Raw genomic sequence first — 21,602 nt, 5'->3', positions numbered from 1 at the left:
TAACATTCTAGCTAAAAGATATATAGAAAAAATCAGATAAATATGAGATGATTAAATCATGAGAAAAAATAAGATTACCATAAAACAAATATTTGAAGATAATTATTCAAAGTTTTGGAAATTGAATAAAGAAAAGTATCCTGAAAAGATGAGAGAACATATGAATATCGAAGTAATGAAAATGATAGGATGTGGAGATATTTCATTAGGTTTTGTTGCGTACATATGTTTAAAATGTCTGGAAGTATTTAAAATAGGATTTACATGTAAAAGTAGGTTTTGTAGTAAATGTGGTAAAAAATACATAAGCGAATGGGTAGAGAAACAAGTAAGTAAAATCTTGGATGTTCCACATAGGCATTGTGTTTTTACGATACCGACTGAGTACAGAAAATATTTTTTTTGGAATAGAGAGAGTCTGAAAGACCTGCAAGACATGGTATATGAGGTTATAAATGAGTTTGCAAATGGTGTAAACTATAAAAATAGAGAAGAATATAAAAAGAAGAAAAGAAGCAAAAAAGGTGGAGTGCTTTGGCAAAGTGGAATGATTGGCGTAGTGCATACTTTTGGAAGGAATATAGGGTTTAACCCACATGTGCATGCATTGGTTCCAGAAATAAAAACAAGGGATAATGAAGTTAAGGATATGGAATTCTTTGACTATAAATATTTTAGAAAAGTTTGGCAGTACAAATTAATAAATTATATGGTTAGTAAAAACCCAGATAAAAAAGCAGAGTACTTAAAAATGTTCAAAGATTATCCTAACGGATTTTACATAAATGCCAAATCAAGAATGAAAAGTGCAAGAGGTGCAGCAAGATATATCGGTAGATATTTAGCAAGACCTGCGATAGCAGAATATAGAATACTTAGCTATGATGGGAAAAATGTAACGTTTTGGTATAAGAGTCATGAAACTAATGAGAGAGTAGAAGAAACAGTTACGGCACAAGTGTTTATAGGCAGGTTACTAATGCATATATCGCCTAAATATTTTAAAATGGTTAGATTATATGGAGTATATGCTGGAAGTATAAGTATAAAGATTAGAAAATGTTTTGGTTTATTGCAATACATAAAAAGTGGGCTTAAAGCAATTCAGTACACATTAAAAATAAATTGGAAAAAGGAAATAAGAAAAATGAAGTATAGAGAATTAATGATTATTAATTTTTCTAAAGATCCAGGGAAATGTTCAAAATGCGGTCAGCTAATGGAGTTATTCCAAATTTGGCACAGAAAGTATGGGTATATTTATGATATGGGAACGTATTAAAAGGATTTTTAAAATTAAAATGGATGAAAGGGAGATACCATTTCAAACAGAGGGGCCCGATAAGATGATACTTTTTAAATGTAAGAAATGTGGGTATGAAGAAGAGGTACCAGAATTTGTTGCGTTTGAATGTTATACACCTGAGGAATTTGACAAGAAGAGTGGTAGTCCTATTGTTCTATGCCCAGAATGTGATGCAAATATGATAATTAAAGGACGATGAAATTATCATATTTGCTTGGCATAAGGGTTTTTACTCGACCGTAGGGAGATTTTGTTCTTGCGTTACATAGCTAATAATTATAATATATTTATTGTAAATTTGTATTATAATTTTTGTAGAATGCAATTATAAATAGTATATTATTGAAAATAAATATTATAATCATTTTAGTCCTACAAAAAAGGATTTTTAAAAAATATATAGAATATAATAACAAAATAAAGAAAAATTATAAGTGAGGTAAAAAATATAAAAAAATAGTAATTTAATATCTGCTAAAGAGTCTGTAAAGTCAAAAGCAGAAAAAGTTATAAAGTCTACGGAAGAAACTGCAATAAAAGTGGCTTCTGACGTTGTGAAAAAAGAAAATGTGGAAAAGACTATTAATGCAGTGAAAGATACTGCTAAAAATGTTAAAGCAAAGGCTACTAAAGCAGCCACCGTTGCGACAACTGCTGCAAAAAAAACAATAGCTAAGAAAGTCGATGTTTCATTTTACGTTCAATATCAGGGGAAAGAGGTTAGCAAACATACAATACTAGAAAAAATTCATGATGAGTGGGTTAAATCTCATAAACTTTCAGAACTTAAGACTTTAGATGTATATCTAAAGGTTGAAGATGATACGGCTTATTGTTTAGTAAATGGGAAAATCAACATAGACTTGAAATTATCTTAAGATAAATTGAAAAAGAAGGCTTATGGCCTTCTTTTTTAATTGAATTAGAAAATTAATGGAGTAACAATGCTAATCAATTTTGTTTTCTGATTAAGTGGATTTGTCCATGAATGATCAGTGGTTGAGGGATATTGTATTGAATCGCCTGCTTTTAATAAATAATCGGTTCCGGCAAGATTTACAATTAGTGCTCCTTCAAGTAGATAAACAAATTCTTCACCGGGATGACTAGATTTGCTTCCATGCATTTGCCCCGGAGGAATAATGATTATCAATGACTCAATTTTTCTTCCAGTAAAATCTCCGCTAATTCTAATAAATTCTGAATTTGATCCTTCTATTTTAAATGCTTTTTCTTCTTGCGCCTTAACTAAAAAATTGTGTATTTCAGGAGGCTTGAAGAAATAGTTCATTGGAACATTCAACGCTTCTGCAATTTTCTTTAGTGAAGTTATTGCAAGTGAAGAATAGCCGTTTTCTACCTGAGATAGAAAGCTTACTGAAAGGCCAGTCTTTATGCTCAAATCTTTTAACGTTAAGTCTTTTTCTTTTCTTAAATTACGAATTTTTCCTGCTATTTCAGTTAACATTATTTTCCTCCAAGTCTAATCAATTGTTACAGTGCATAATAGTTTTTTTAAAAAAACTTCTCATTTTTTTTACTACAGTGATTACATCTATTATTCAACATAGTACCATACTAAAAATAATTATTCAATATACCAAACGGCATAGTTATTACAATATTTAATGAATTGTGATATTTATAAGAAAAAAATTATTTAATGAATTACTGTAGAATTGAAAACATTATTGCAATACTTAAATAATTCTGTACATTGTTAAATTATTATGGTAGAGTAAAAGTATAAATAGCACAATATACTGAATATTAATAAAACACTGAAAAGAAAGCAGGGGGGAAAAAATGAAAGAAAAAACTGGTTTAATTAAAGGAAAAATTGGTTTATGGGATTTAGTATTTATGAATGTATCAGCACTCTTTGGAATTAGGTGGATTGCAAAGTCAACGGCATCGAGCTTTGGGCTAGGACTAGGAGCTATTCCAACATGGATAGTTTTCACATTTGTATTCTTTGTACCAGGTGCACTTATTTGTGCTGAGCTTGCAGCAACCTATCCAAGAGATGGTGGTCTTTACGAGTGGGTAAAGGAAGCTTATGGTGAAAAACAAGGGTTCTTGGTTTCATGGCTGAATTGGACTGCAAAATTATTTTGGTATACTTCATTTTTGACATTCTTAATTGTAAATATATCTTATACTATTGGTAAGCCTGAGCTTGCTAGCAATAAGATGTTTGTAATGATATTATCTTTAATAATTTTCTGGATTCTATCATATATAAGTACAAGAGGGATGGGGTTTGCAAAACTATTTACAAACATCGGAGCTTTAGGTTCAACTGTACCTGCAGTATTACTAATAGTTATGGGTATTGTTTCTGTATACGTTTTTGGTAATGAGCCAGCATCTGTTTATACAGTGAAAACGCTTACTCCTAAATTAAATATGGACTCATTTGCAGCGATTTCAAGCGTAATGTTTGCACTATCTGGGGCAGAGACAACTGCAAACTTTGTAACAGAGATGGATAACCCTAAAAAAGATTTACCTAAAGCAATATTAATTGCAGCTTCCTTAGTTGCAGGTCTTTATGTTTTAGGTTCAATTGCTATTACACTTATTTTACCAGCTAGCAAGATAACAGCTTCACAGGGAATTTTAGTAGCACTTTCAACAGTTGCTGCAAGTCTTGGAATTGGAACTTGGTTTATAAAAATTGTTGCTTTTGGAATATCACTTTCAGTGTTTGGAGCAATAATACTTTATATTGCATCACCAATAAAAATGCTTTTTGGAAGTGTTCATAAGGGTATATTCTCAGAAAAATTTACAAAAGTTAATGAGAATAATATACCAGTAAAAGCAGTTTATCTTCAAGCAATAATAGTATCGGTAATTTTGCTTGCCATAAATTTGCTACCTTCAGTTGATACGATATATAATGTACTTATTACAATGACAGCACTTACAGCGCTGTTCCCTTATATATTACTATTTGCAGCTTATATAAAACTTAGAAAAACAAGACCAAATGAAGTAAGACCATATGAACTTTCAAAAAATAACAATATTTCAATTAGAATTGCACAAATGGTATTAGTTGTAGTCGTACTTGGTATAGTTCTATCAGCAGCACCAGTAATGCCAAGTTTGAAAGAAAATATAATATACGAGGTGCAGATGATTGGTGGAGCATTAGTTGTTATAATTAGTGGAAATATCATTTGGGAAAATTTTGTAAAGAAAACGGGATTTAAAGAAGAAAAAAAATAGTTTATAGTTCCCTGCCAAAGGCAGAGAATCAAAATATAATCATAATATTTTAGGAGGGATTTTTAATGATACAGGAAAGACTTAATAAAGTTTTAAAAATTATGGGAGATAAGAAGATACCTCAAATGATAGTTTCTGATTCGAATGCTATTTTCTATCTTACGGGCAAATGGATATTACCTGGTGAGAGAATGCTTGCATTGTATATCAACACAAATGGGCATAATAAGTTATTTATTAATGAATTATTCCCTATAAGTGAAGATTTAGGCTTGGAAATGGTATGGTATAGCGATACGGACAAACCAGTAGAGATTCTTTCAACACATGTTAATAAAGATGTGCCAATGGGTATAGATAAAAACTGGGCTGCCCATTTCTTATTAAGATTAATGGAGCTAAAAGGTGGTAGCGCATTTGTTAATGGTTCTAGCATTATTGATGAAGTAAGAAGTTCAAAGGATGAAAAAGAAAAAGAATTTTTGAGGGCATCATCAAAACTTAATGATATTGCCGTTGAAAAGATGATAAAACTTGTTACTAAAAAATATACTGAAAAGAAAATGGGGAAACTACTTGGTGATATGTGGGAGGAAATGGGAGCTGAAGGACATTCCTTTGACCCAATCGTAGGTTATGGTGCTAATGCAGCAGATCCTCATCATGTTATGGATAACTCAACTGTTAAAGAAGGCGACAGTGTAGTTATTGATATTGGTTGTATAAAAGACTCATATTGCTCAGATATGACTAGAACAGTTTTTTATAAAAGTGTATCAGAACATAGCAGAGAAGTTTACAACATAGTTAGAGAAGCTAATAAAAGAGGCATTGAAAAAGTTAAACCAGGAGTTAGATTTTGTGACATTGATGCTGCAGCAAGAGACTATATTACAGAAAAAGGTTATGGAAAATACTTTACTCATAGATTAGGACATTCTATAGGAATTGAAGATCATGAGTTTGGAGATGTTTCTTCTGTTAATACAGATAAAGTAGAAGTAGGAATGTGTTTCTCAATAGAACCAGGTATATACATACCAGGGGATGTTGGTGTACGTATAGAAGATTTAGTAATAGTGACACAGGATGGTTGCGAAGTATTAAACCACTATACAAAGGATTTAATAATAGTAGAATAGCATAAAAATGCATTTTAAATAAAGTGGGAGTTTCATAAGTTAAAAATGAGACTTCCATTTTCTTATTTCAGTAAATTAAAGAGCTTCCATAAAATTAATTTTTATGGAAGCTCTTATACATATTAATATATAAGTTTCGGATACACTAGTTATTGATAATATATTCTACAAATTTAAATTTAACGGTGTTTAAGTATTCATAGGCAGGATTAGTACCCCACAAAATTGAATTTATTAAGTGGAAGCAAAATAAAATGATTGATGAAAAAATTCAGGTACACAAATAGTAAATAAGTAAAATTAATTCGTTTAGCGTATGTTGCGCGAGATATACTAAGGAGCGATGTAAAATGACAAAAGGTTTTCCGAAAGGATTTCTATGGGGAGGAGCTGTAGCGGCCAACCAGTGTGAAGGTGCGTATAATCAGGATGGCAAAGGCTTGTCAACACAAGATATTGCACCAAAAGGTATAATGGGGGGAGTTACAGAAGAGCCCACAAAAGATAATATGAAATTAATAGGTATTGATTTTTACCATAGATATAAAGAAGATATTAAATTATTTGCTGAAATGGGATTTAAAGTATTTAGAACATCTATTGCATGGTCTAGAATATTTCCAAATGGCGATGATGCAAAGCCAAATGAGAAAGGCTTACAGTTTTATGATGATTTATTCGATGAATGTTTAAAATATGGAATGCAGCCACTTGTTACAATTTCACATTATGAGACTCCACTTGCTCTTGCTAAGAACTACGATGGCTGGGTAAACCGCAAGTTAATAGGATTTTTCGAGAATTATGTAAGAACAATTTTTGCCAGATATAAAAATAAGGTAAAATATTGGCTTACATTTAACGAAATTAATTCAGTATTAAATGCACCCTATATGAGTGGTGGTATATTCAAAGACAAAGAAAAATTAACAAAACAAGATCTGTACCAGGCAATTCATCATGAATTAGTAGCAAGTGCAATGGCAGTTAAAATTGGTCATGAAATGATACCTGGTGCAAAATTTGGATGTATGATTCTTGGTGTTCCAAATTATCCATTAACTCCCCATCCAAGCGATGTAATGGAAGCAATGAAGCAAGATAGAGAAAATTTGTATTTTGCAGATATTCATGCAAGAGGGGCGTATCCTAAATATATGGATAGGTACTTTAAAGATAATAATATTAAAATTCATAGGGAACCGGGGGATAAAGAGATACTTAAAAATACAGTGGACTTTATTTCTTTTAGCTATTATATGAGTTCCTGTGCAACAGCAGATCCAAAGAAGAAAAAAATTTCCAAGGGGAATATTATTTCTGGCGTTGCAAATCCATATTTAGAAGCTTCTCAGTGGGGATGGCAAATAGATCCACAAGGGTTACGTTATATTCTTAATCTTTTCTATGATCGTTATGAAAAACCACTATTCATTGTGGAAAATGGTTTAGGTGCTGTGGATGAATTAATAACAGATGAAAATGGAAATAAGACAGTAATTGACGATTATAGAATTAATTATTTAAATGATCATTTGGTTCAAGTAGCTGAGGCCATAGAAGACGGTGTAGATATAATGGGATATACTTCCTGGGGGTGTATTGATCTTGTTAGTGCAACAACTGCAGAACTTAGAAAGCGTTATGGATTTATATATGTTGATCGTAATGATGATGGAACTGGTACTTTAGAAAGATATAAGAAAAAAAGCTTCAATTGGTATAAAGAAGTAATTTCAACAAATGGGGAAAGTTTAATAAAAAAATAAAAACGATAGTGTTTACATTATCTCTACAATATTGGAGGAAAAATTATGTTAAATATAGGTTGTCATTTATCAGTATCAAAAGGCTACAAAGCTATGGGCGAAGAAGCTCTTAAAATAGGAGCAAATACATTCCAGTTTTTCACCCGTAATCCTAGAGGGAGTAAAGCAAAAGAAATTGACCCGAAAGATGTAGAAGCACTTTTACAAATAACAAAAGAAAACAAATTTGCTATAATTTTAGCACATGCTCCATATACATTAAATGCTTGTTCTGCCGATGAGCACACAAGAGAATTTGCAATTAATGTTATGAAAGATGATTTGAAAAGAATGGAATACATGCCTAATAGTCTTTATAACTTCCATCCAGGTAGTCATGTAAAGCAAGGGGCTCAGGTGGGGATAGATTATATTATAAATATGCTAAACGCTGTGCTAAAACCAGAACAAACCACTACAGTACTTCTTGAAACAATGTCAGGTAAGGGAACGGAGGTTGGTCGAACTTTTGAAGAATTAAAACAAATTCTTGATGGGGTTACACTTTCAGGCAAAATGGGTGTATGTCTTGATACTTGTCATATTTATGATGCAGGTTATGATATTGTCAATGATTTAGATGGTGTCGTAGATGAATTTGATAGAATTATCGGTCTTGATAAACTATATGCAATTCACTTAAATGATAGCAAAAATCCATTTGAAAGCCATAAGGATCGTCATGAAAAAATAGGTGAAGGTTCTATTGGAAAAGATGTGATTATTAAAGTTATTAATCACCCAAAACTACGTCACTTACCATTCTTTTTAGAAACTCCAAATGAGTTGTCTGGTTATGCGCAGGAAATTAAGATATTGCGAGAAGCATATATAGAATAATATGGTGAAGAATAAATAAACAGCTATGAGATAAATAGCTGTTTATTTAATGAGAACTAATAGTACTTGGAATCATTTGATTTACCAACATAAAGCTTATACCCCGCAAAAACTGAAGCAATGCATATTATAACTGTGGCAATAGTTACACAAAGTAGAATTGTATTTCCCTGAGGCATGACAGAGAAACTTTCAAGAAATTCAACCTTGTCAGAACTGGGCGATATTGGCATATTAAACTTTAGGAAAAATAGAAGTACATAACCAATAGTAGCAAATCCTGCAAAGCTGGAAAGTCTGAGTTTTTTATTTTTTATAAGAGTAATTGCAACGCCAATAAAAAGGATTATTACTAATATACATAACATTAACATATTACCTTTTGTTGTGTCTATTACTTGATGAACCGCAGATTCTGGAGGTGAATTACTAAAACTCTTAGGATTTGCAAGATATATAATCCCAAAGGTAATACCTATTAATGCTGTAACAGATAACAAATATAGTAAATACACTATAAAGATAGATACTATTGACAGTAAGAATATATTTAATACTGTATATTTTCTGCTTACAGGAACATTTTGAAATAGTTTGTGATGGTGATCATTGTAAAGCATTCTGTTAATCATCCATACACTTCCAATAGGCAAACCAATGAGTAAAATACTATTTGTAGATATTTTATTTCCGGAAAATATAAGTATATCCATAAATACTATTACGAAACAACAAAATAACATCTTGGAAGGATTTTCAGGTATTATACCAATTGGTGGTATTGAATTTAGCAATAGTTTTTGATAAGCAATAAATTTTTTTAACATACTAAGCACCTCTTTCCTTTATATAGTTTGTAGGATATGAATATTGAAATAGGGATTATTACTATGCATACACAGCATAATATCAATAAAATTTCATTATAATGAGGCATTATTGTAATGCTTTCTAAAAAGTTTATTTCACCAAGTTCAGTTATAACAGGCAAGGTGTTCCTAAATAATAGAAGTGCTATTGTAACAAGTGCAACTGCTGATATTGTAAGGGCTTTTCTAAGTAAATTAGGCTTTATAAAAAATATGGGCAATAAAATGCTTACTATTATAGTTGATATACAACCTGCTACTAATATAGCTCTCCAATTATTTACTAATAAACTTATAATAGTATCAACTAAAGTGAAGGTAGAAGTAAACAGTGTCAAAATTTTAAAGGGCACTAATCCGATTATAGCTCCACCGGTAAAAAACAAACTCATGACAAAGACATATAAATAAATGTTTATAAGCACATATAACTTTGAAACTGGTACAATTTCAAACAATCTATTTTGTGAATTTATAATGTGATAATCCGCATACAAAGTAAAAACTATGGGATAAAATATTACTCCGCCTCCATCAAGCATACCAGTGAAAATGCCCATAAATAATATACTAATAAATAGAATAAAAAAATGCAATTTTGAAGTTTTTTTTGCATTAACAAAGCCAAGTGAACCACTTAAAAGTAGTTGGTAATTCCAAAATCTATTTAACATTTTTTCGCCTCCCTGTAAAATTTATTATGCTGTAGTTTCCAGTCAGCTTCATTTTTTTGCACCCATATAAAGCATAATGTCCTCAATGGTAGGTCTGGCAATTTTAACTCCTTCTGCATTTTGAAGCTTTAAATTTTTCTTGCATAATCCCTCATAGCCAAAAGTTGTTTCTTTTACTCCTATAAGTTCAGATTTAATTGTATCTGTCATAGCATCTCTATCAACATGTGCCAAGGCGTACATATCAAGCATTTCATCTTTGCCCTTAGAAAAAACAATTTTACCATCATCAATCATTGTTATATAATCAGCAATTTTTTCAAGGTCACTTGTAATATGTGTTGAGAACAGTATAGACCTTTGCTCATTTTGCATAAGGTCTAAAAGTAAATCCATAACATCAGCTCTTGCAATAGGGTCAAGTCCTGCTGTGGGTTCATCAAGTATGATTAAATCAGGATTATGACATAGTGCCATTACAACTCCAAATTTCATCTGCATACCCTTTGAATAGGCGGAAAGCTTTTTATTCTTATCAAGTTCAAAGCGTTTCATAAGTTCCTCAAACCGTTTAGGATCAAAGGTTTTATAAAAAGGTGATATCATATTTTTTATTTTAGTAGGTTTGAGGTTAAGAGGATAGATTAAACTATCAAATACGACCCCTATTGTTGCTTTAACTATGTCTTCATTTCCGTACATGCTGATACCGTCGAATAACACATTTCCGCTTGTTTGTGGGATCATATTAAGTATTGAGTTGATAAGGGTGGTTTTGCCTGAGCCGTTTCTTCCTATAAACCCCATAATAGTTCCTTTTTCTATTGAAAAACTCACATCATTTAAAGAAAAATTACCGATACTGACCTTCAAGTTTTTGATTTCTAAAGCCTTATTTGTCATTTTCACTACCTCCGTATATTTCATTTAGAACTTCAAACATTTCTATAGATGATATATCTGTTGTGTCTGCAAATTCTTTGATTTCAAGAAGCCGTTCCCTAAGTATATCAATGTGTATTGCCTTAATTTTATTTTTGTCGATATCTGCTACAAAGCATCCTCGTCCTTGTAAATTGATGATGATACCCTCTTTTTCAAGTTCTTCATAAGCCCGTTTTACGGTTATGATGCCAACTTTTAAATCCTTTGCCATAAGCCTTATTGAAGGCAGTTGTTCTTGGGATTTTAACTTTCCTTTGAGTACCATTTCTTTTATTTGGGTTTGTATTTGTTCATATATGGGGGTTTGGGAAAGGGTTGATATAAGAATATTCAAGCACATCACCTCCTTATCTACTGTTACTATACAATAGACACAGTAGCTTGTCAATGATTTCTTTGGATTACAATTAATTCTTTTTAATTTGACAATGAGAACATATATTCGTACAATTAATCATATCATTAATAATTAGAGGTGAATTAAAATGAAGGTAGTTGCAAAACCAATAGAGGTGGTAGCTTGGTTTGGTAAATCAGGCAAAATTCACCCAGTTAGATTTAGAATTGAGAATGATGATAATAGCTTTGAAACTATAGTTATAGGAAGGGTTTTAAAAATAGATTTAGAAAAACTTACTGGCAATTATATGCAGGTTTTTACTTGTCAAAGTAGTATTGATGCTATTGAAAAAATATATGAAATAAAATTTGAACTTAAATCTTCAAGGTGGAGCCTTCACAGTTACTATTAGCTTTATGTGGTAATGATAATATTGTTAGTAAATAAGAAAGTTAATGCTATTAAAGTAAAAGACGAATCTTTTATGACGAAAAAAACACTATACAATAATAAATGTATAGTGTTTTTTGCAACATAAAAAAGTCTATGACTATTTAATTTTTGTAGAATTAAATAAATTTGTTACAATATCGATAATTGGCTTTATTAGCTGTAAAATAGCGCTAAGAATATCCGTTAATATAGGTATTGTAATGCCTATTTGTTGAAGGACATATATTAAAAGGAATATACCAACTGAAATACTTAGTATTCTTCCAATCATTTTAAATACAGCAATACCAAGATAAGCAAGTAATATAGCTAATGCAAACATAATAATGGTATTTAGATTAATATTAGAAAAATCAACGTTCATAAAAACACCTCCATTATTAATGATAATTATAACTTAAACACTATGTTTTAGCAAATGTAAAATTTTGTGGAAATAAAAAACACACCATGTACAGCTTCTACTGCAATAGGAAATGATGATATTACTTTATATCAATAGGTTACATAGCTGTTAAAAGTATTTTAATTCCAACCAACGATAGTACTGAAGCACCAACACACAAAGCAATTAAGATAGAAGATAATCTCGACATTTCAGGAACATTTCCGTATTCAGATTTCATAATAAACAGTCTCCATTTCTGCCTTTAAAGGCCATACTATAAAATTTAATCTAAGACTTACTTAATGGATTTTTTTGTGAAACTAATATCTTCAATTAATATAATACTAAATAATTGTTGAAATTACGTGTCAATAGTGTAAATAAATTATAACTGTTAGGGTAAATAGACTACGATGTCTTCTATGGATAGTCAAACATTATTTTTTTTATTCCACTTATTTGAAACACCCTTTGTAGTTATGAGAGGATCTATCTGTTTTATTATTAATTAAAACTAGAATATTATTTATAATTGTATCACTATACATAATGAATAAAAAGGTATAGAATTGTAATAAAAATCAAATAGTAAAGTATACTTTTAAGTTTATAAAGGGGTAAGATCTACCAAATTAAAAAATAAAATAATTTAGGAGGTATTAAAAATGAATACTACAATTATGGCTATTGCCTTAGAAAAAAGAAATAGGTTTGCTCCAAATTTACAAGAAATATTAACAAAACATGGTTGCATTATTAGCATGAGACTCGGACTACACGAAACGTCCAAAGATTTATGTGCAGAAAGAGGGTTAATTTTATTACAACTTTGTGGTGAAGAAACAGAAATAGCTGCTTTAAAAGAAGACCTAAGTAAGATTGAAGATATAAAAGTAAACACAATGTTAATATGAATATATAATTAACAGCTTCATTATATATAGACAAAAAGACAAGTCATTATTTATGGGCTTGTCTTCTTGTAAGTATTGGCAATGTTTTAATTGTAATGATTGCGTGTATTACAATTTAATTATGCTATGTGCCATCTGAGTGGCACTTTCAAAATGAAGTGTTTTAATACCAAGTCTATGGGCAGCTTCAATATTAACTAAGGTATCATCAATAAATAAGCATTCTGGTGCATTTAACTTATAAGTATCTAAAAGTTTAGTGTAAATTTCAGCTTCAGGCTTTAAAAGATTTTCTTTATAGGAGACTATGCCTCCATCAAAATGTTTGAAAAAATCATATTTAGAACAAATAGTTTCAAAAGCTAATAAATGAAAATTTGAAAGGAGATATAGTTTATAATCCTTTTCTTTTAGTTTATTGAGTATTTTTACTGTGCCTTCAATAGGTATCAATATGTCAATCCAATTATGCATGCACTTCTTAATATGCATCTCATAATTAGGGTTTCTTAAAGATATTATTTTTATCGCCTCCTCTTGAGTTAAGGTTCCTCTATCTAGGTCAAGCCATTCTTCACTTTGAAATATTTCTTTGTATAGAAATTTTTCAATGTTATCATCGTTGAAGGTTCTTTTAAGATAATCTAGTGGTTTAAATTCTAGTAATACATTTCCAATATCGAAGATTACATTTTTAATCATTATTGTCCTCCGTAATAAATTGTGATTATATTTATAATATAACTATTAAATCATCTCCTGCGGAGCTGTAATTAACGACTTCAGAAGGAGATTTAGACTCCCACTGAAGTTTTCCTTTTATTATAGTGTGTGACCCCCACTTATAGAAGTGGGAGACTTCCTTCTGAAATGTCGTTAAATAAATATTAACATAAATAAATCATGAATAAAGCATGAATTCAGTGTTTTTTGGACAAATACTGGAAAGTGTATAAATACAATTAATTTTAATTGCGTTATAATAATGAATAAGGTATTTATTATTAATGAAATATAAAATGGAGGTAATTTTTATGTCTAAAAAATCAAACAAGAATAATATAAATATATTACTTACACTAGGTGCAATTGCTGGAGCCGCTGCTGTAGCAACTATTAGTGTAAAGGAGTTTAATAAAAAACATAAAAAAGCAAAAAGTTTACCTGAGAATAAAGATAATGATCATAGGCAAGTTTACTTCATTGGTGGTGGATTAGCTTCCCTGGCAGGTGCTGCTTATCTCCTGAGAGATTGTAATTTTAAAGGCAAAAATATTCATATCATTGAAGCGATGAACATTCTAGGAGGCAGTAATGATGGTGCAGGAGATGCCATAAATGGATATGTATGTCGTGGTGGTAGAATGTTAAATGAAGAAACATATGAGAATTTTTGGGAGTTATTTTCAGATATACCATCTCTAGATATGCCAGGTAAGAGTGTTAAAGAAGAAATTCTTAATTTTGATCATTTGCATCCAACCCATGCACAAGCACGATTAATTGATAAAGATGGAGTAATTCTTGATGTGACTAGCATGGGATTTAATAATGCGGATCGGATGGCTCTTGGCAAATTGATGATTACACCAGAAGAAAAACTAGATTATAAGACTATTGAGGAGTGGTTTAATCATACGCCACATTTCTTTGAAACTAATTTCTGGTATATGTGGCAAACAACCTTTGCTTTCCAAAAATGGTCCAGTCTTTTTGAATTTAAGCGTTACATGGAACGTATGATTTTTGAATTTTCACGTATTGAAACTTTAGAGGGTGTTACACGTACGCCTTATAATCAATATGAATCAGTAATTCTTCCATTAAAGGCTTATTTAGATAATTTTGGAGTTGATTTTAGTATAAATGCAACTGTAACTGATTTAGATTTTAAGTCAGGAGAGGAAATTACAGTAACCGCCCTTCACATTGAAGAAGATGAAGCATCTAGAGTTATTACATTAAACCCTAATGACGTTTGCATTATGACAAATGGTTGTATGACTGATTGTGCAACACTTGGTGATATGTACACACCTGCAGCATATAATCCTGAAAAGCCAATCTCAGCTGAGCTTTGGGCAAAAATAGCTGAAAAGAAAAGAGGCCTTGGAAATCCGGAACCTTTCTTTGGACATGCAAATGAAACTAATTGGGAAAGTTTTACAGTGACTTGTACGGGCAATAAATTCTTGAGTTTAATAGAAAAGTTCTCCACTAATATTCCAGGCAGTGGAGCCTTGATGACATTTAAGGATTCAAATTGGTTGATGAGCATAGTTGTTGCAGCTCAACCACACTTTAAAAATCAGCCAATTGATACAACTATGTTTTGGGGATATAGCATATATACTGATAAAATTGGTGATTTTGTAAAGAAAGCAATGCGTGATTGTACAGGAGAGGAAATGTTAATGGAACTTTTATACCATATGCATATGCTAGACAAAAAAGAGGAAATTATGGATACAGTAATTAATGTAATTCCATGTATGATGCCTTATATAGATTCACAGTTTCAGCCACGTAAGATGACTGATCGTCCGAGTGTTGTACCAGAGAACTCCACAAACTTTGCTATGGTTAGCCAGTTTGTTGAAATCCCAGAGGATATGGTATTTACCGAAGAGTATTCTGTTCGAGGAGCAAAAATTGCTATATATAATCTATTTAATGTAAAAGATAAGGAAATTTGTCCTGTAACTCCTTATAAAAAGAAGCCTAGGATAATAAAAGAAGCATTAAAAACTTCATTTAGATAAAAAATTTAATTGTTATAAATATTGTAATCAAATAAAAAAACAGTGGATAGCATCCTTATATAGGAAAGCTATCCACTGTTTTTATATATATATCCTCCTGAAGGCAGCATCGGTGGTTATTTTATTTGTTCTAAAACATTAACTACTCTCTTTAATTCTTCCCTAATTTTAAGGTGTTGTGGACATTTTGATTCGCAGATACCACAATCTATGCAGGATTCTGGCATTGCACCCTTTTCTGGGTTCTTTTTATAGGCTTCAAAATCCTTCTTAGCTACTTCTGTTAAGCCATAAACATTGTGGTAAGTATACATATTAAATATCTTAGGGATAATTATGTTCTTAGGACATGGTTGGCAGTAATTGCATCCAGTGCAATATAATTCTGAAAACTGCTTAATCTCTTCCATAGCTATACCAACTTTGTATCTTTCTGAATTATTCATATAAGTCTCAACATTTGCTATAGCAAGATTTTTTTCTAACATATCCATATTCTCCATGCCTGATAGAGCAAGACTTATATCCTCGTTTCCTAAAACAAATCTTAATGCAAGCTCATAGGTGGCTATAGATTCTTTACCAGTAAGCTTTTTATAAAGTTCTGTAGGTGAGGCAAGTCTACCACCTGCTACAGGGCCCATAGCTGCTACTCCTAGCCCTTTTTTTCTGGCATAGGCAATAGACTTTTCATTTGCCCTGTCAAGAAGATTATATTGGCACAAAACAGATTCAAAGATTCCGTCACCAGCATCTATAATATCAATCATATTTTCAGAATCATCATGGAAAGAAAAGCTCAAATGTCTTATTAATCCTTCTTCTTTTGCTTTTCGTGCTTCATTAAAAAGGTCATTGGTTTTAATATTCTCAAGAGAACCTTTGTTTATTCCCCAAAAATGGTAGAAATCTATATAAGGTGTATCCATGTTTTTTAAACTGTTCTCAAGAATTCTCCTCATATCAGAAGGCTTTTTAACATCATCTAAAGGTAATTTTGTAGTTAGCTTAACTCTATCTCGGACACTTTTTAAAGCTTTCCCAACTGCATGCTCACTATTTTTGTGACAGTAATAGGGTGCTGAGTCAAAGTAATTTATACCACTTGCGTAACCACTAAAAAGCATAGGTAAAGCTTTTTCCTCATCAATATACCATTTTCCATTTATTTCGACCTCAGGTAACCTCATACAACCAAAGCCTAAAGTTGAAACCATTTCTCCTGTATTACCATAATTTCGATACTTCATTATTTTCATCCTCCTTTATAGCCAGTAATATTTGTTGAAATTAGAGCTGTGTTTTTTACTATATAGGTATAATTATACTGTTTATCTAAAAGAAAAGCTATTTTATTATGACCTAAAAAAATGTTTTTATGGGTTATAATACTAAAAGTAAAGTGGATGAAATTTAATTCTATTTGTAATATTATATAAAATGTACTAGTATTGTTGAAGATCAATCAAAGTTATATGTGGCTTTTAGGAAAATAAAAAATATAGTTTGTGTAGAAATATATCAAAAGCAAATTTTATTTCGCTTAGGAGTAGACATTGATATTGTCCTTGTGGAAGAAGGGTTTATACGTGGTATAGGGCATCTTGGGACCGGATATTTACAAATAAGTATTAAATCCAAAGATGATTTTGAAAGGAAAAAGTCTTAATTGATAGGGCTTATGCTATAAATTAATAAGGATATAGATATTAATATGAGAGTAGCTATTGCATTATATAATAAACTGTGATATTATTAAGCCATAACTTAAATGAATAGTAAATAAAGCAACACAGATATATTTCAATTAATTAGTACTCTTTAAATATAGTATTTTTATATCGAAATTTTATAGGTGTGGTATTACAAAGTGTTTAAGAATAAAATTTCGGAGGTACACATATATGAATGGTACAGTTAAATGGTTTAATTCAGAAAAAGGATTTGGTTTTATTACAGGAGAAGACGGAGTAGATGTTTTCGCACATTTCTCTCAAATAAATTCAGATGGTTATAAATCACTTGAAGAAGGACAAAAGGTTTCTTACAGCATCGTTGAAGGACCAAAAGGACCACAAGCAGAAAATATTACTATTGTAAAATAATAATATTTAAACACCAAGTAGCTTAGCTACTTGGTGTTTTTTTTTATTAAAGGGAATTAGATTATAATTGTTAGTAATATTGCAAATACCTAAAAAATGCAGAAGGGGGCAAGTTAATAAAGTGGTTATTTCTTAAACTTTAAAATACTAGAGGTCAATAAGAATGCAATTAAACTTTAGTTATGTTTAGTAACTCTATTTTGTAATTTTCATCAGGAGAGTCTACCTCCACTATAGCTCCAATGGACATCCCAAACAATACTCGCCCTATTGGAGACTCTATACTAAACTTTCCATTTGCTATATCCACTTGCAATGTTGTTACAAGTTCAATTTCTTCTATGTCATCAGTGCCAACAAATTTTATCAGTAATTTATCACCTACATTTGCACCGCTAGTATTAACAATAACATCATCTATAATTTCAGCAGTTCTAATCATTTTTATTAAGTAGCCCATTCTTCTGTAGTTCTCGTACATATTTGTTTTGGCAGCTTTATATTCAGCATTTTCACTTCTATCACCATGAGCTGCAGCTATCATTTTTTCATGGGCAATTTCCATTGTTAAAGGACCTTTGCGATAATCAAATTCTTTTTGAAGTTCTTCAACATCTTTTTTAGTAAGCTTATTATTAATTTTATCACCACCTTTTATTTATAGTATTACCGAGTTAGTTATTAGATAATCTTTGAATCATGCCACTATATGAAAATAAGTTTTATTATAATATTAGACCATTACTAAGTGTAAAACAAGTCATATTTATATTCCATGTAGTACTAATTTATAGCTACACCAGCATTAGATAAATTTATTGCCTTGACAATATTTTAACTATGAAATATAATTTAATTATCAGGGCAAACGTTTGCATAAACTAAAATAAGTATAAAATTATCCAATGAATCATTTTTAACTAAAGAAAATTTAATATAGATGCATTGCTTCATAGTTGAGTAAAATCATCATACAATATATTTAAAATATATGTTTTATGATTATAAATTTAAAAATTGAAGTGATAAAGAACTGTTAAATTAATAATGGAGGTAATTCAAATATGGTTAAGAGTAAATCAAAAATAATTTCGTTTGATTTTTGGCAAAAATTTGGTAAGGCACTATTAGTAGTAGTTGCAGTTATGCCAGCAGGTGGATTAATGATTTCATTAGGAGCAGTTATAGGAATAGTGGCACCTAATTCCTCATTTATGCAAACCTTATCACAAGTTGTAGGAGGTATAGGTTGGGCAATAATAGTTAATTTGGGCCTATTATTTGCTGTAGCTATCGGTGGATCTTGGGCTAAAGAACGTGCTGGTGGAGCGTTTGCAGCACTTATTGCATTCATTTTAATAAATAAAATTACTGGCAATGTATTTAATATTACAAATGAGATGCTCACAGATGTACATGCAACGGTAACCTCGTTAACCGGTCAACAACTTTTGGTTAAGGATTACTTTATTTCTGTTCTTGGATCTCCAGCATTAAATATGGGAGTATTTGTTGGTATTATTTCAGGTTTTCTTGGGGCGATTTTATTTAATAAATATTATAATTATAATAAATTACCAAATGCGCTTGCATTTTTTAATGGTAAACGTTTTGTACCATTTGTGGTTATTGCAGGATCCGCAGTTACTGCATTTGCATTTGTTATAATTTGGCCATTTGCTCAATCAGTTATAAATGGATTTGGCATGTGGATTGCAACATCACAAGATACTGCACCATTTATTTCACCATTTATATATGGTACACTTGAGCGTCTATTATTACCTTTTGGGCTTCATCATATGATTACAATACCAATAAATTATACAGATCTTGGTGGGTCATATAAAGTATTAACTGGTGCTAATATAGGTAAGCATATACTTGGACAAGATCCACTTTGGCTTGCTTGGGTTACTGACTTAGGTAACTTAAAAGCGGCTGGAGATATGAGCACATATAGTAACTTACTTGCAACAGTTCATCCAGCAAGGTTCAAGGTTGGACAAATGATTGGAGGAGCTGGATCATTAATGGGTGTTGCGCTTGCTATGTATAAAAGTGTAGCTAAGGAAAAACGAGCAAAATATAAATCAGTGTTTTTTTCAGCAGCCATCGCAGTTTTCTTAACAGGTGTAACTGAACCTTTAGAATTTATGTTTATGTTTGTTTCACCAATATTATATGCCACTTATGCAGTTATACAAGGATTTGCATTTATGTGCGCAGATATATTTAATTTAAGAGTTCATAGTTTTGGTGTTATAGAGCTTGTGGCACGTATACCTATGATTGTAAAAGCAGGAATTATAGGTGATTTGATAAGATATGTATTAGTTACAGCTATATTTTTCTGCATAAACTATTTCGTATTTAAATTTATGATTAGTAAATTTAATATAGCAACTCCGGGTCGTAATGGAAATGAAATTGACATGGGAGAAAATTCAACAGAGTCAACTGAAAATCAAGAGGTTAATGCTAGTAAAAAAGGGAGTCAAGCTGTAGCTATTATTGAATTACTTGGCGGGAAAGAGAATATTGTAGATGTAGATGCATGTATGACCCGTCTTCGCGTAACGGTTAAAGATAGCTTATTGGTAAAGGAAGAAAAGGAATGGAAAAACAACCAAGCATTAGCTTTAATAATTAAAGGAAATGGTGTACAGGCTATATATGGACCAAAGGCAGACGTTTTAAAATCAGATATTATAGATATACTAGGAGTTTAATATGAAATTATTAACTTTGAATTGTCATTCCTGGATGGAAGAAAATCAATATGAAAAGATAAAAATTATTGCAAATACCATAAAAGAAAAAAAATATGATGTAATTGCACTACAGGAAGTAAGTCAATCTATAAACGAAAAGTTAGCTTATGATAACATAAAAAAAGATAACTTTGCTTTGATTTTGCTAAAAGAGTTAGAGAAATTAGGATGTAAAGAATACGCAATGTTGTGGGGATTTTCACATATAGGTTATGACATATACGAAGAAGGAGTAAGCATTATAACTAAACATAAAATAGAAGAAGGTGGTGCACACTCAATTTTTATAAGTAACAGCAAGAATCGGGAGTTCTGGAAAACTAGAGTGGTTGTAGGAGCCTCAATTAAAATAAATAGTGAAATAGTAGATTTTTACTCCTGTCATTTAGGATGGTGGCAGGATGAAGAGGAACCTTTTAGAGAACAAGCAGGTAAATTACTTAATAATATAAAAAAAGATAGACTAACGTTTTTTATGGGAGATTTTAATAATAATGCTTTTATAAGAAATGAGGGCTATGATTATTTAATGGGAAAAGGAATAAGAGATACTTTTACACTTGCTAGTGAAAAAGATTGTGGGGTAACTGTAAAGGGTAAAATAGATGGATGGGATTTAAATAAAAATGATTTAAGACTAGACCTCATTTTAGCAAATAAAGATGTAGATGTTAAATATTCTAAAGTAATATTTAACGACGAAAATGGTTCAGTAGTATCAGATCATTATGGAGTGGAAATAGATTCGTCCTTATAGGAAAATTCCAAAAATAAGAATACCTAATTTGGTATTCTTATTTTTTCATTATATAGCTCTGAAAGTATAAAACCATTGTGGTACTTCTAAGGCTAAACTAAATATGTATGAAAGCAATAATGATAATTAGCCATGCGTATCGGAATGAGATATATTGAATCAATGAAACATATAGGTAGGATTATGAAGATAATCTAGCTAGAGTGTATATTCGCTGGAATTGTGCACTTATTTATGTGATAGAATACTCCTTGTAGTCACGAAGCAGTGGCGCAAAAAGCTAAATGT

At 30.9% G+C, this 21,602-nt stretch carries 24 protein-coding genes; 14 read left to right on the top strand and 10 right to left on the bottom strand.

All coding sequences use genetic code 11. The features are described from left to right. The first annotated feature begins 58 nt into the window (after nucleotides 1–58). From G9F70_RS19000 to G9F70_RS18990, 3 genes are all read left to right on the top strand, one after another. Nucleotides 59–1,282 (top strand): transposase, encoded by a 1,224-nt coding sequence (locus G9F70_RS19000; RefSeq protein WP_224617359.1) that lies wholly within the window; start codon nucleotides 59–61, stop codon nucleotides 1,280–1,282. Continuing rightward, nucleotides 1,251–1,505: a hypothetical protein gene (locus G9F70_RS18995; RefSeq protein WP_224617360.1), complete on the top strand. Its 255-nt coding sequence runs from the start codon at nucleotides 1,251–1,253 to the stop codon at nucleotides 1,503–1,505. The genes G9F70_RS19000 and G9F70_RS18995 overlap by 32 nt, the downstream gene beginning before the upstream one ends. Before the next feature lie 268 nt (nucleotides 1,506–1,773). After that, the gene (locus G9F70_RS18990) at nucleotides 1,774–2,184 is read left to right on the top strand and encodes a DUF6465 family protein (protein WP_224617873.1); all 411 of its coding nucleotides are present in this window, start codon (nucleotides 1,774–1,776) and stop codon (nucleotides 2,182–2,184) included. Nucleotides 2,185–2,228: 44 nt separating this feature from the next. Here G9F70_RS18990 and G9F70_RS18985 read toward each other — a convergent pair whose 3' ends face one another. Further along, a complete protein-coding gene (locus G9F70_RS18985) occupies nucleotides 2,229–2,774 on the bottom strand; it encodes a helix-turn-helix domain-containing protein (RefSeq protein WP_164947619.1) in 546 nt (181 codons plus the stop codon). Between the two features lie 359 nt (nucleotides 2,775–3,133). On the opposite strand from G9F70_RS18985, the gene G9F70_RS18980 reads away from it, so the two are divergent. The 4 genes from G9F70_RS18980 to G9F70_RS18965 all read left to right on the top strand — a co-directional run bounded on the left by G9F70_RS18980 (nucleotide 3,134) and on the right by G9F70_RS18965 (nucleotide 8,333). Then, a complete protein-coding gene (locus tag G9F70_RS18980) occupies nucleotides 3,134–4,543 on the top strand; it encodes an APC family permease (RefSeq protein ID WP_164947621.1) in 1,410 nt (469 codons plus the stop codon). Between the two features lie 65 nt (nucleotides 4,544–4,608). Then, entirely contained in the window at nucleotides 4,609–5,685 is a 1,077-nt protein-coding gene (locus tag G9F70_RS18975) for a M24 family metallopeptidase (protein WP_164947618.1), read from the top strand. 350 nt (nucleotides 5,686–6,035) lie between these two features. Beyond that, nucleotides 6,036–7,454 (top strand): glycoside hydrolase family 1 protein, encoded by a 1,419-nt coding sequence (locus tag G9F70_RS18970; RefSeq protein ID WP_164947617.1) that lies wholly within the window; start codon nucleotides 6,036–6,038, stop codon nucleotides 7,452–7,454. A 45-nt stretch (nucleotides 7,455–7,499) separates the two neighbouring features. Beyond that, complete coding sequence (locus G9F70_RS18965) at nucleotides 7,500–8,333, top strand: deoxyribonuclease IV (RefSeq protein WP_164947616.1); 834 nt, start codon at nucleotides 7,500–7,502, stop codon at nucleotides 8,331–8,333. Nucleotides 8,334–8,389: 56 nt separating this feature from the next. Here the strand turns inward: G9F70_RS18965 and G9F70_RS18960 are convergent, their stop codons facing one another. From G9F70_RS18960 to G9F70_RS18945, 4 genes are read right to left on the bottom strand one after another with little or no spacing between them, the layout of a single operon-like run. Further along, on the bottom strand, nucleotides 8,390–9,160 hold the full coding sequence (locus G9F70_RS18960) for a hypothetical protein (RefSeq protein ID WP_164947615.1): 771 nt from the start codon (nucleotides 9,158–9,160) through the stop codon (nucleotides 8,390–8,392). Further along, a complete protein-coding gene (locus tag G9F70_RS18955) occupies nucleotides 9,154–9,876 on the bottom strand; it encodes a hypothetical protein (protein ID WP_164947614.1) in 723 nt (240 codons plus the stop codon). The genes G9F70_RS18960 and G9F70_RS18955 overlap by 7 nt, the downstream gene beginning before the upstream one ends. A gap of 48 nt (nucleotides 9,877–9,924) precedes the next feature. Continuing rightward, complete coding sequence (locus G9F70_RS18950; protein WP_164947613.1) at nucleotides 9,925–10,779, bottom strand: ABC transporter ATP-binding protein; 855 nt, start codon at nucleotides 10,777–10,779, stop codon at nucleotides 9,925–9,927. Next, nucleotides 10,769–11,155, bottom strand: coding sequence for a GntR family transcriptional regulator (locus tag G9F70_RS18945; protein ID WP_202882664.1), 387 nt, complete (start codon nucleotides 11,153–11,155; stop codon nucleotides 10,769–10,771). Before G9F70_RS18945 ends, G9F70_RS18950 begins: the two co-directional genes overlap by 11 nt. Before the next feature lie 151 nt (nucleotides 11,156–11,306). On the opposite strand from G9F70_RS18945, the gene G9F70_RS18940 reads away from it, so the two are divergent. Beyond that, the gene (locus G9F70_RS18940; RefSeq protein WP_164947611.1) at nucleotides 11,307–11,573 is read left to right on the top strand and encodes a hypothetical protein; all 267 of its coding nucleotides are present in this window, start codon (nucleotides 11,307–11,309) and stop codon (nucleotides 11,571–11,573) included. A 138-nt stretch (nucleotides 11,574–11,711) separates the two neighbouring features. Here the strand turns inward: G9F70_RS18940 and G9F70_RS18935 are convergent, their stop codons facing one another. Both G9F70_RS18935 and G9F70_RS27095 read right to left on the bottom strand, forming a co-directional pair. Continuing rightward, on the bottom strand, nucleotides 11,712–11,978 hold the full coding sequence (locus G9F70_RS18935) for a hypothetical protein (RefSeq protein WP_164947610.1): 267 nt from the start codon (nucleotides 11,976–11,978) through the stop codon (nucleotides 11,712–11,714). A 139-nt stretch (nucleotides 11,979–12,117) separates the two neighbouring features. Then, entirely contained in the window at nucleotides 12,118–12,240 is a 123-nt protein-coding gene (locus tag G9F70_RS27095) for a hypothetical protein (RefSeq protein ID WP_258881004.1), read from the bottom strand. A gap of 427 nt (nucleotides 12,241–12,667) precedes the next feature. Between G9F70_RS27095 and G9F70_RS18930 the strand changes: the two genes are divergently transcribed. After that, nucleotides 12,668–12,916, top strand: a complete 249-nt coding sequence (locus G9F70_RS18930; RefSeq protein WP_125004424.1) for a hypothetical protein — start codon at nucleotides 12,668–12,670, stop codon at nucleotides 12,914–12,916. A gap of 108 nt (nucleotides 12,917–13,024) precedes the next feature. On the opposite strand, the gene G9F70_RS18925 is transcribed toward G9F70_RS18930, so the two are convergent. Then, a complete protein-coding gene (locus G9F70_RS18925) occupies nucleotides 13,025–13,618 on the bottom strand; it encodes an HAD family hydrolase (protein ID WP_164947609.1) in 594 nt (197 codons plus the stop codon). Nucleotides 13,619–13,950: 332 nt separating this feature from the next. On the opposite strand from G9F70_RS18925, the gene G9F70_RS18920 reads away from it, so the two are divergent. Then, complete coding sequence (locus tag G9F70_RS18920) at nucleotides 13,951–15,678, top strand: oleate hydratase (protein WP_164947608.1); 1,728 nt, start codon at nucleotides 13,951–13,953, stop codon at nucleotides 15,676–15,678. A gap of 116 nt (nucleotides 15,679–15,794) precedes the next feature. Here G9F70_RS18920 and G9F70_RS18915 read toward each other — a convergent pair whose 3' ends face one another. After that, nucleotides 15,795–16,928, bottom strand: a complete 1,134-nt coding sequence (locus G9F70_RS18915) for an aldo/keto reductase (protein WP_164947607.1) — start codon at nucleotides 16,926–16,928, stop codon at nucleotides 15,795–15,797. A 227-nt stretch (nucleotides 16,929–17,155) separates the two neighbouring features. Between G9F70_RS18915 and G9F70_RS18910 the strand changes: the two genes are divergently transcribed. Both G9F70_RS18910 and G9F70_RS18905 read left to right on the top strand, forming a co-directional pair. Continuing rightward, nucleotides 17,156–17,347, top strand: a complete 192-nt coding sequence (locus G9F70_RS18910; RefSeq protein WP_224617686.1) for a hypothetical protein — start codon at nucleotides 17,156–17,158, stop codon at nucleotides 17,345–17,347. Between the two features lie 235 nt (nucleotides 17,348–17,582). Then, nucleotides 17,583–17,783: a cold-shock protein gene (locus tag G9F70_RS18905; RefSeq protein ID WP_125004432.1), complete on the top strand. Its 201-nt coding sequence runs from the start codon at nucleotides 17,583–17,585 to the stop codon at nucleotides 17,781–17,783. A 169-nt stretch (nucleotides 17,784–17,952) separates the two neighbouring features. Here the strand turns inward: G9F70_RS18905 and G9F70_RS27330 are convergent, their stop codons facing one another. Beyond that, nucleotides 17,953–18,423 (bottom strand): GreA/GreB family elongation factor, encoded by a 471-nt coding sequence (locus tag G9F70_RS27330; RefSeq protein ID WP_224617870.1) that lies wholly within the window; start codon nucleotides 18,421–18,423, stop codon nucleotides 17,953–17,955. A 424-nt stretch (nucleotides 18,424–18,847) separates the two neighbouring features. Here G9F70_RS27330 and G9F70_RS18895 point away from each other — a divergent pair, with 424 nt between their 5' ends. Together G9F70_RS18895 and G9F70_RS18890 are read left to right on the top strand one after the other, a co-directional pair. After that, nucleotides 18,848–20,515, top strand: a complete 1,668-nt coding sequence (locus G9F70_RS18895) for a PTS transporter subunit IIBC (RefSeq protein ID WP_164947605.1) — start codon at nucleotides 18,848–18,850, stop codon at nucleotides 20,513–20,515. A 1-nt stretch (nucleotide 20,516) separates the two neighbouring features. Beyond that, nucleotides 20,517–21,314, top strand: a complete 798-nt coding sequence (locus G9F70_RS18890; protein WP_164947604.1) for an endonuclease/exonuclease/phosphatase family protein — start codon at nucleotides 20,517–20,519, stop codon at nucleotides 21,312–21,314. Nucleotides 21,315–21,602: the final 288 nt, after the last annotated feature.

Origin of the sequence: Clostridium sp. FP1 (assembly GCF_011065975.2) — a bacterium.
GTDB classification, from domain to species: Bacteria; Bacillota; Clostridia; order Clostridiales; family Clostridiaceae; genus Clostridium_AD; species Clostridium_AD tagluense.
The sequence above is the reverse complement of the archived record's forward strand: the minus strand, read 5'-3'. Positions and strand labels throughout refer to the sequence as shown.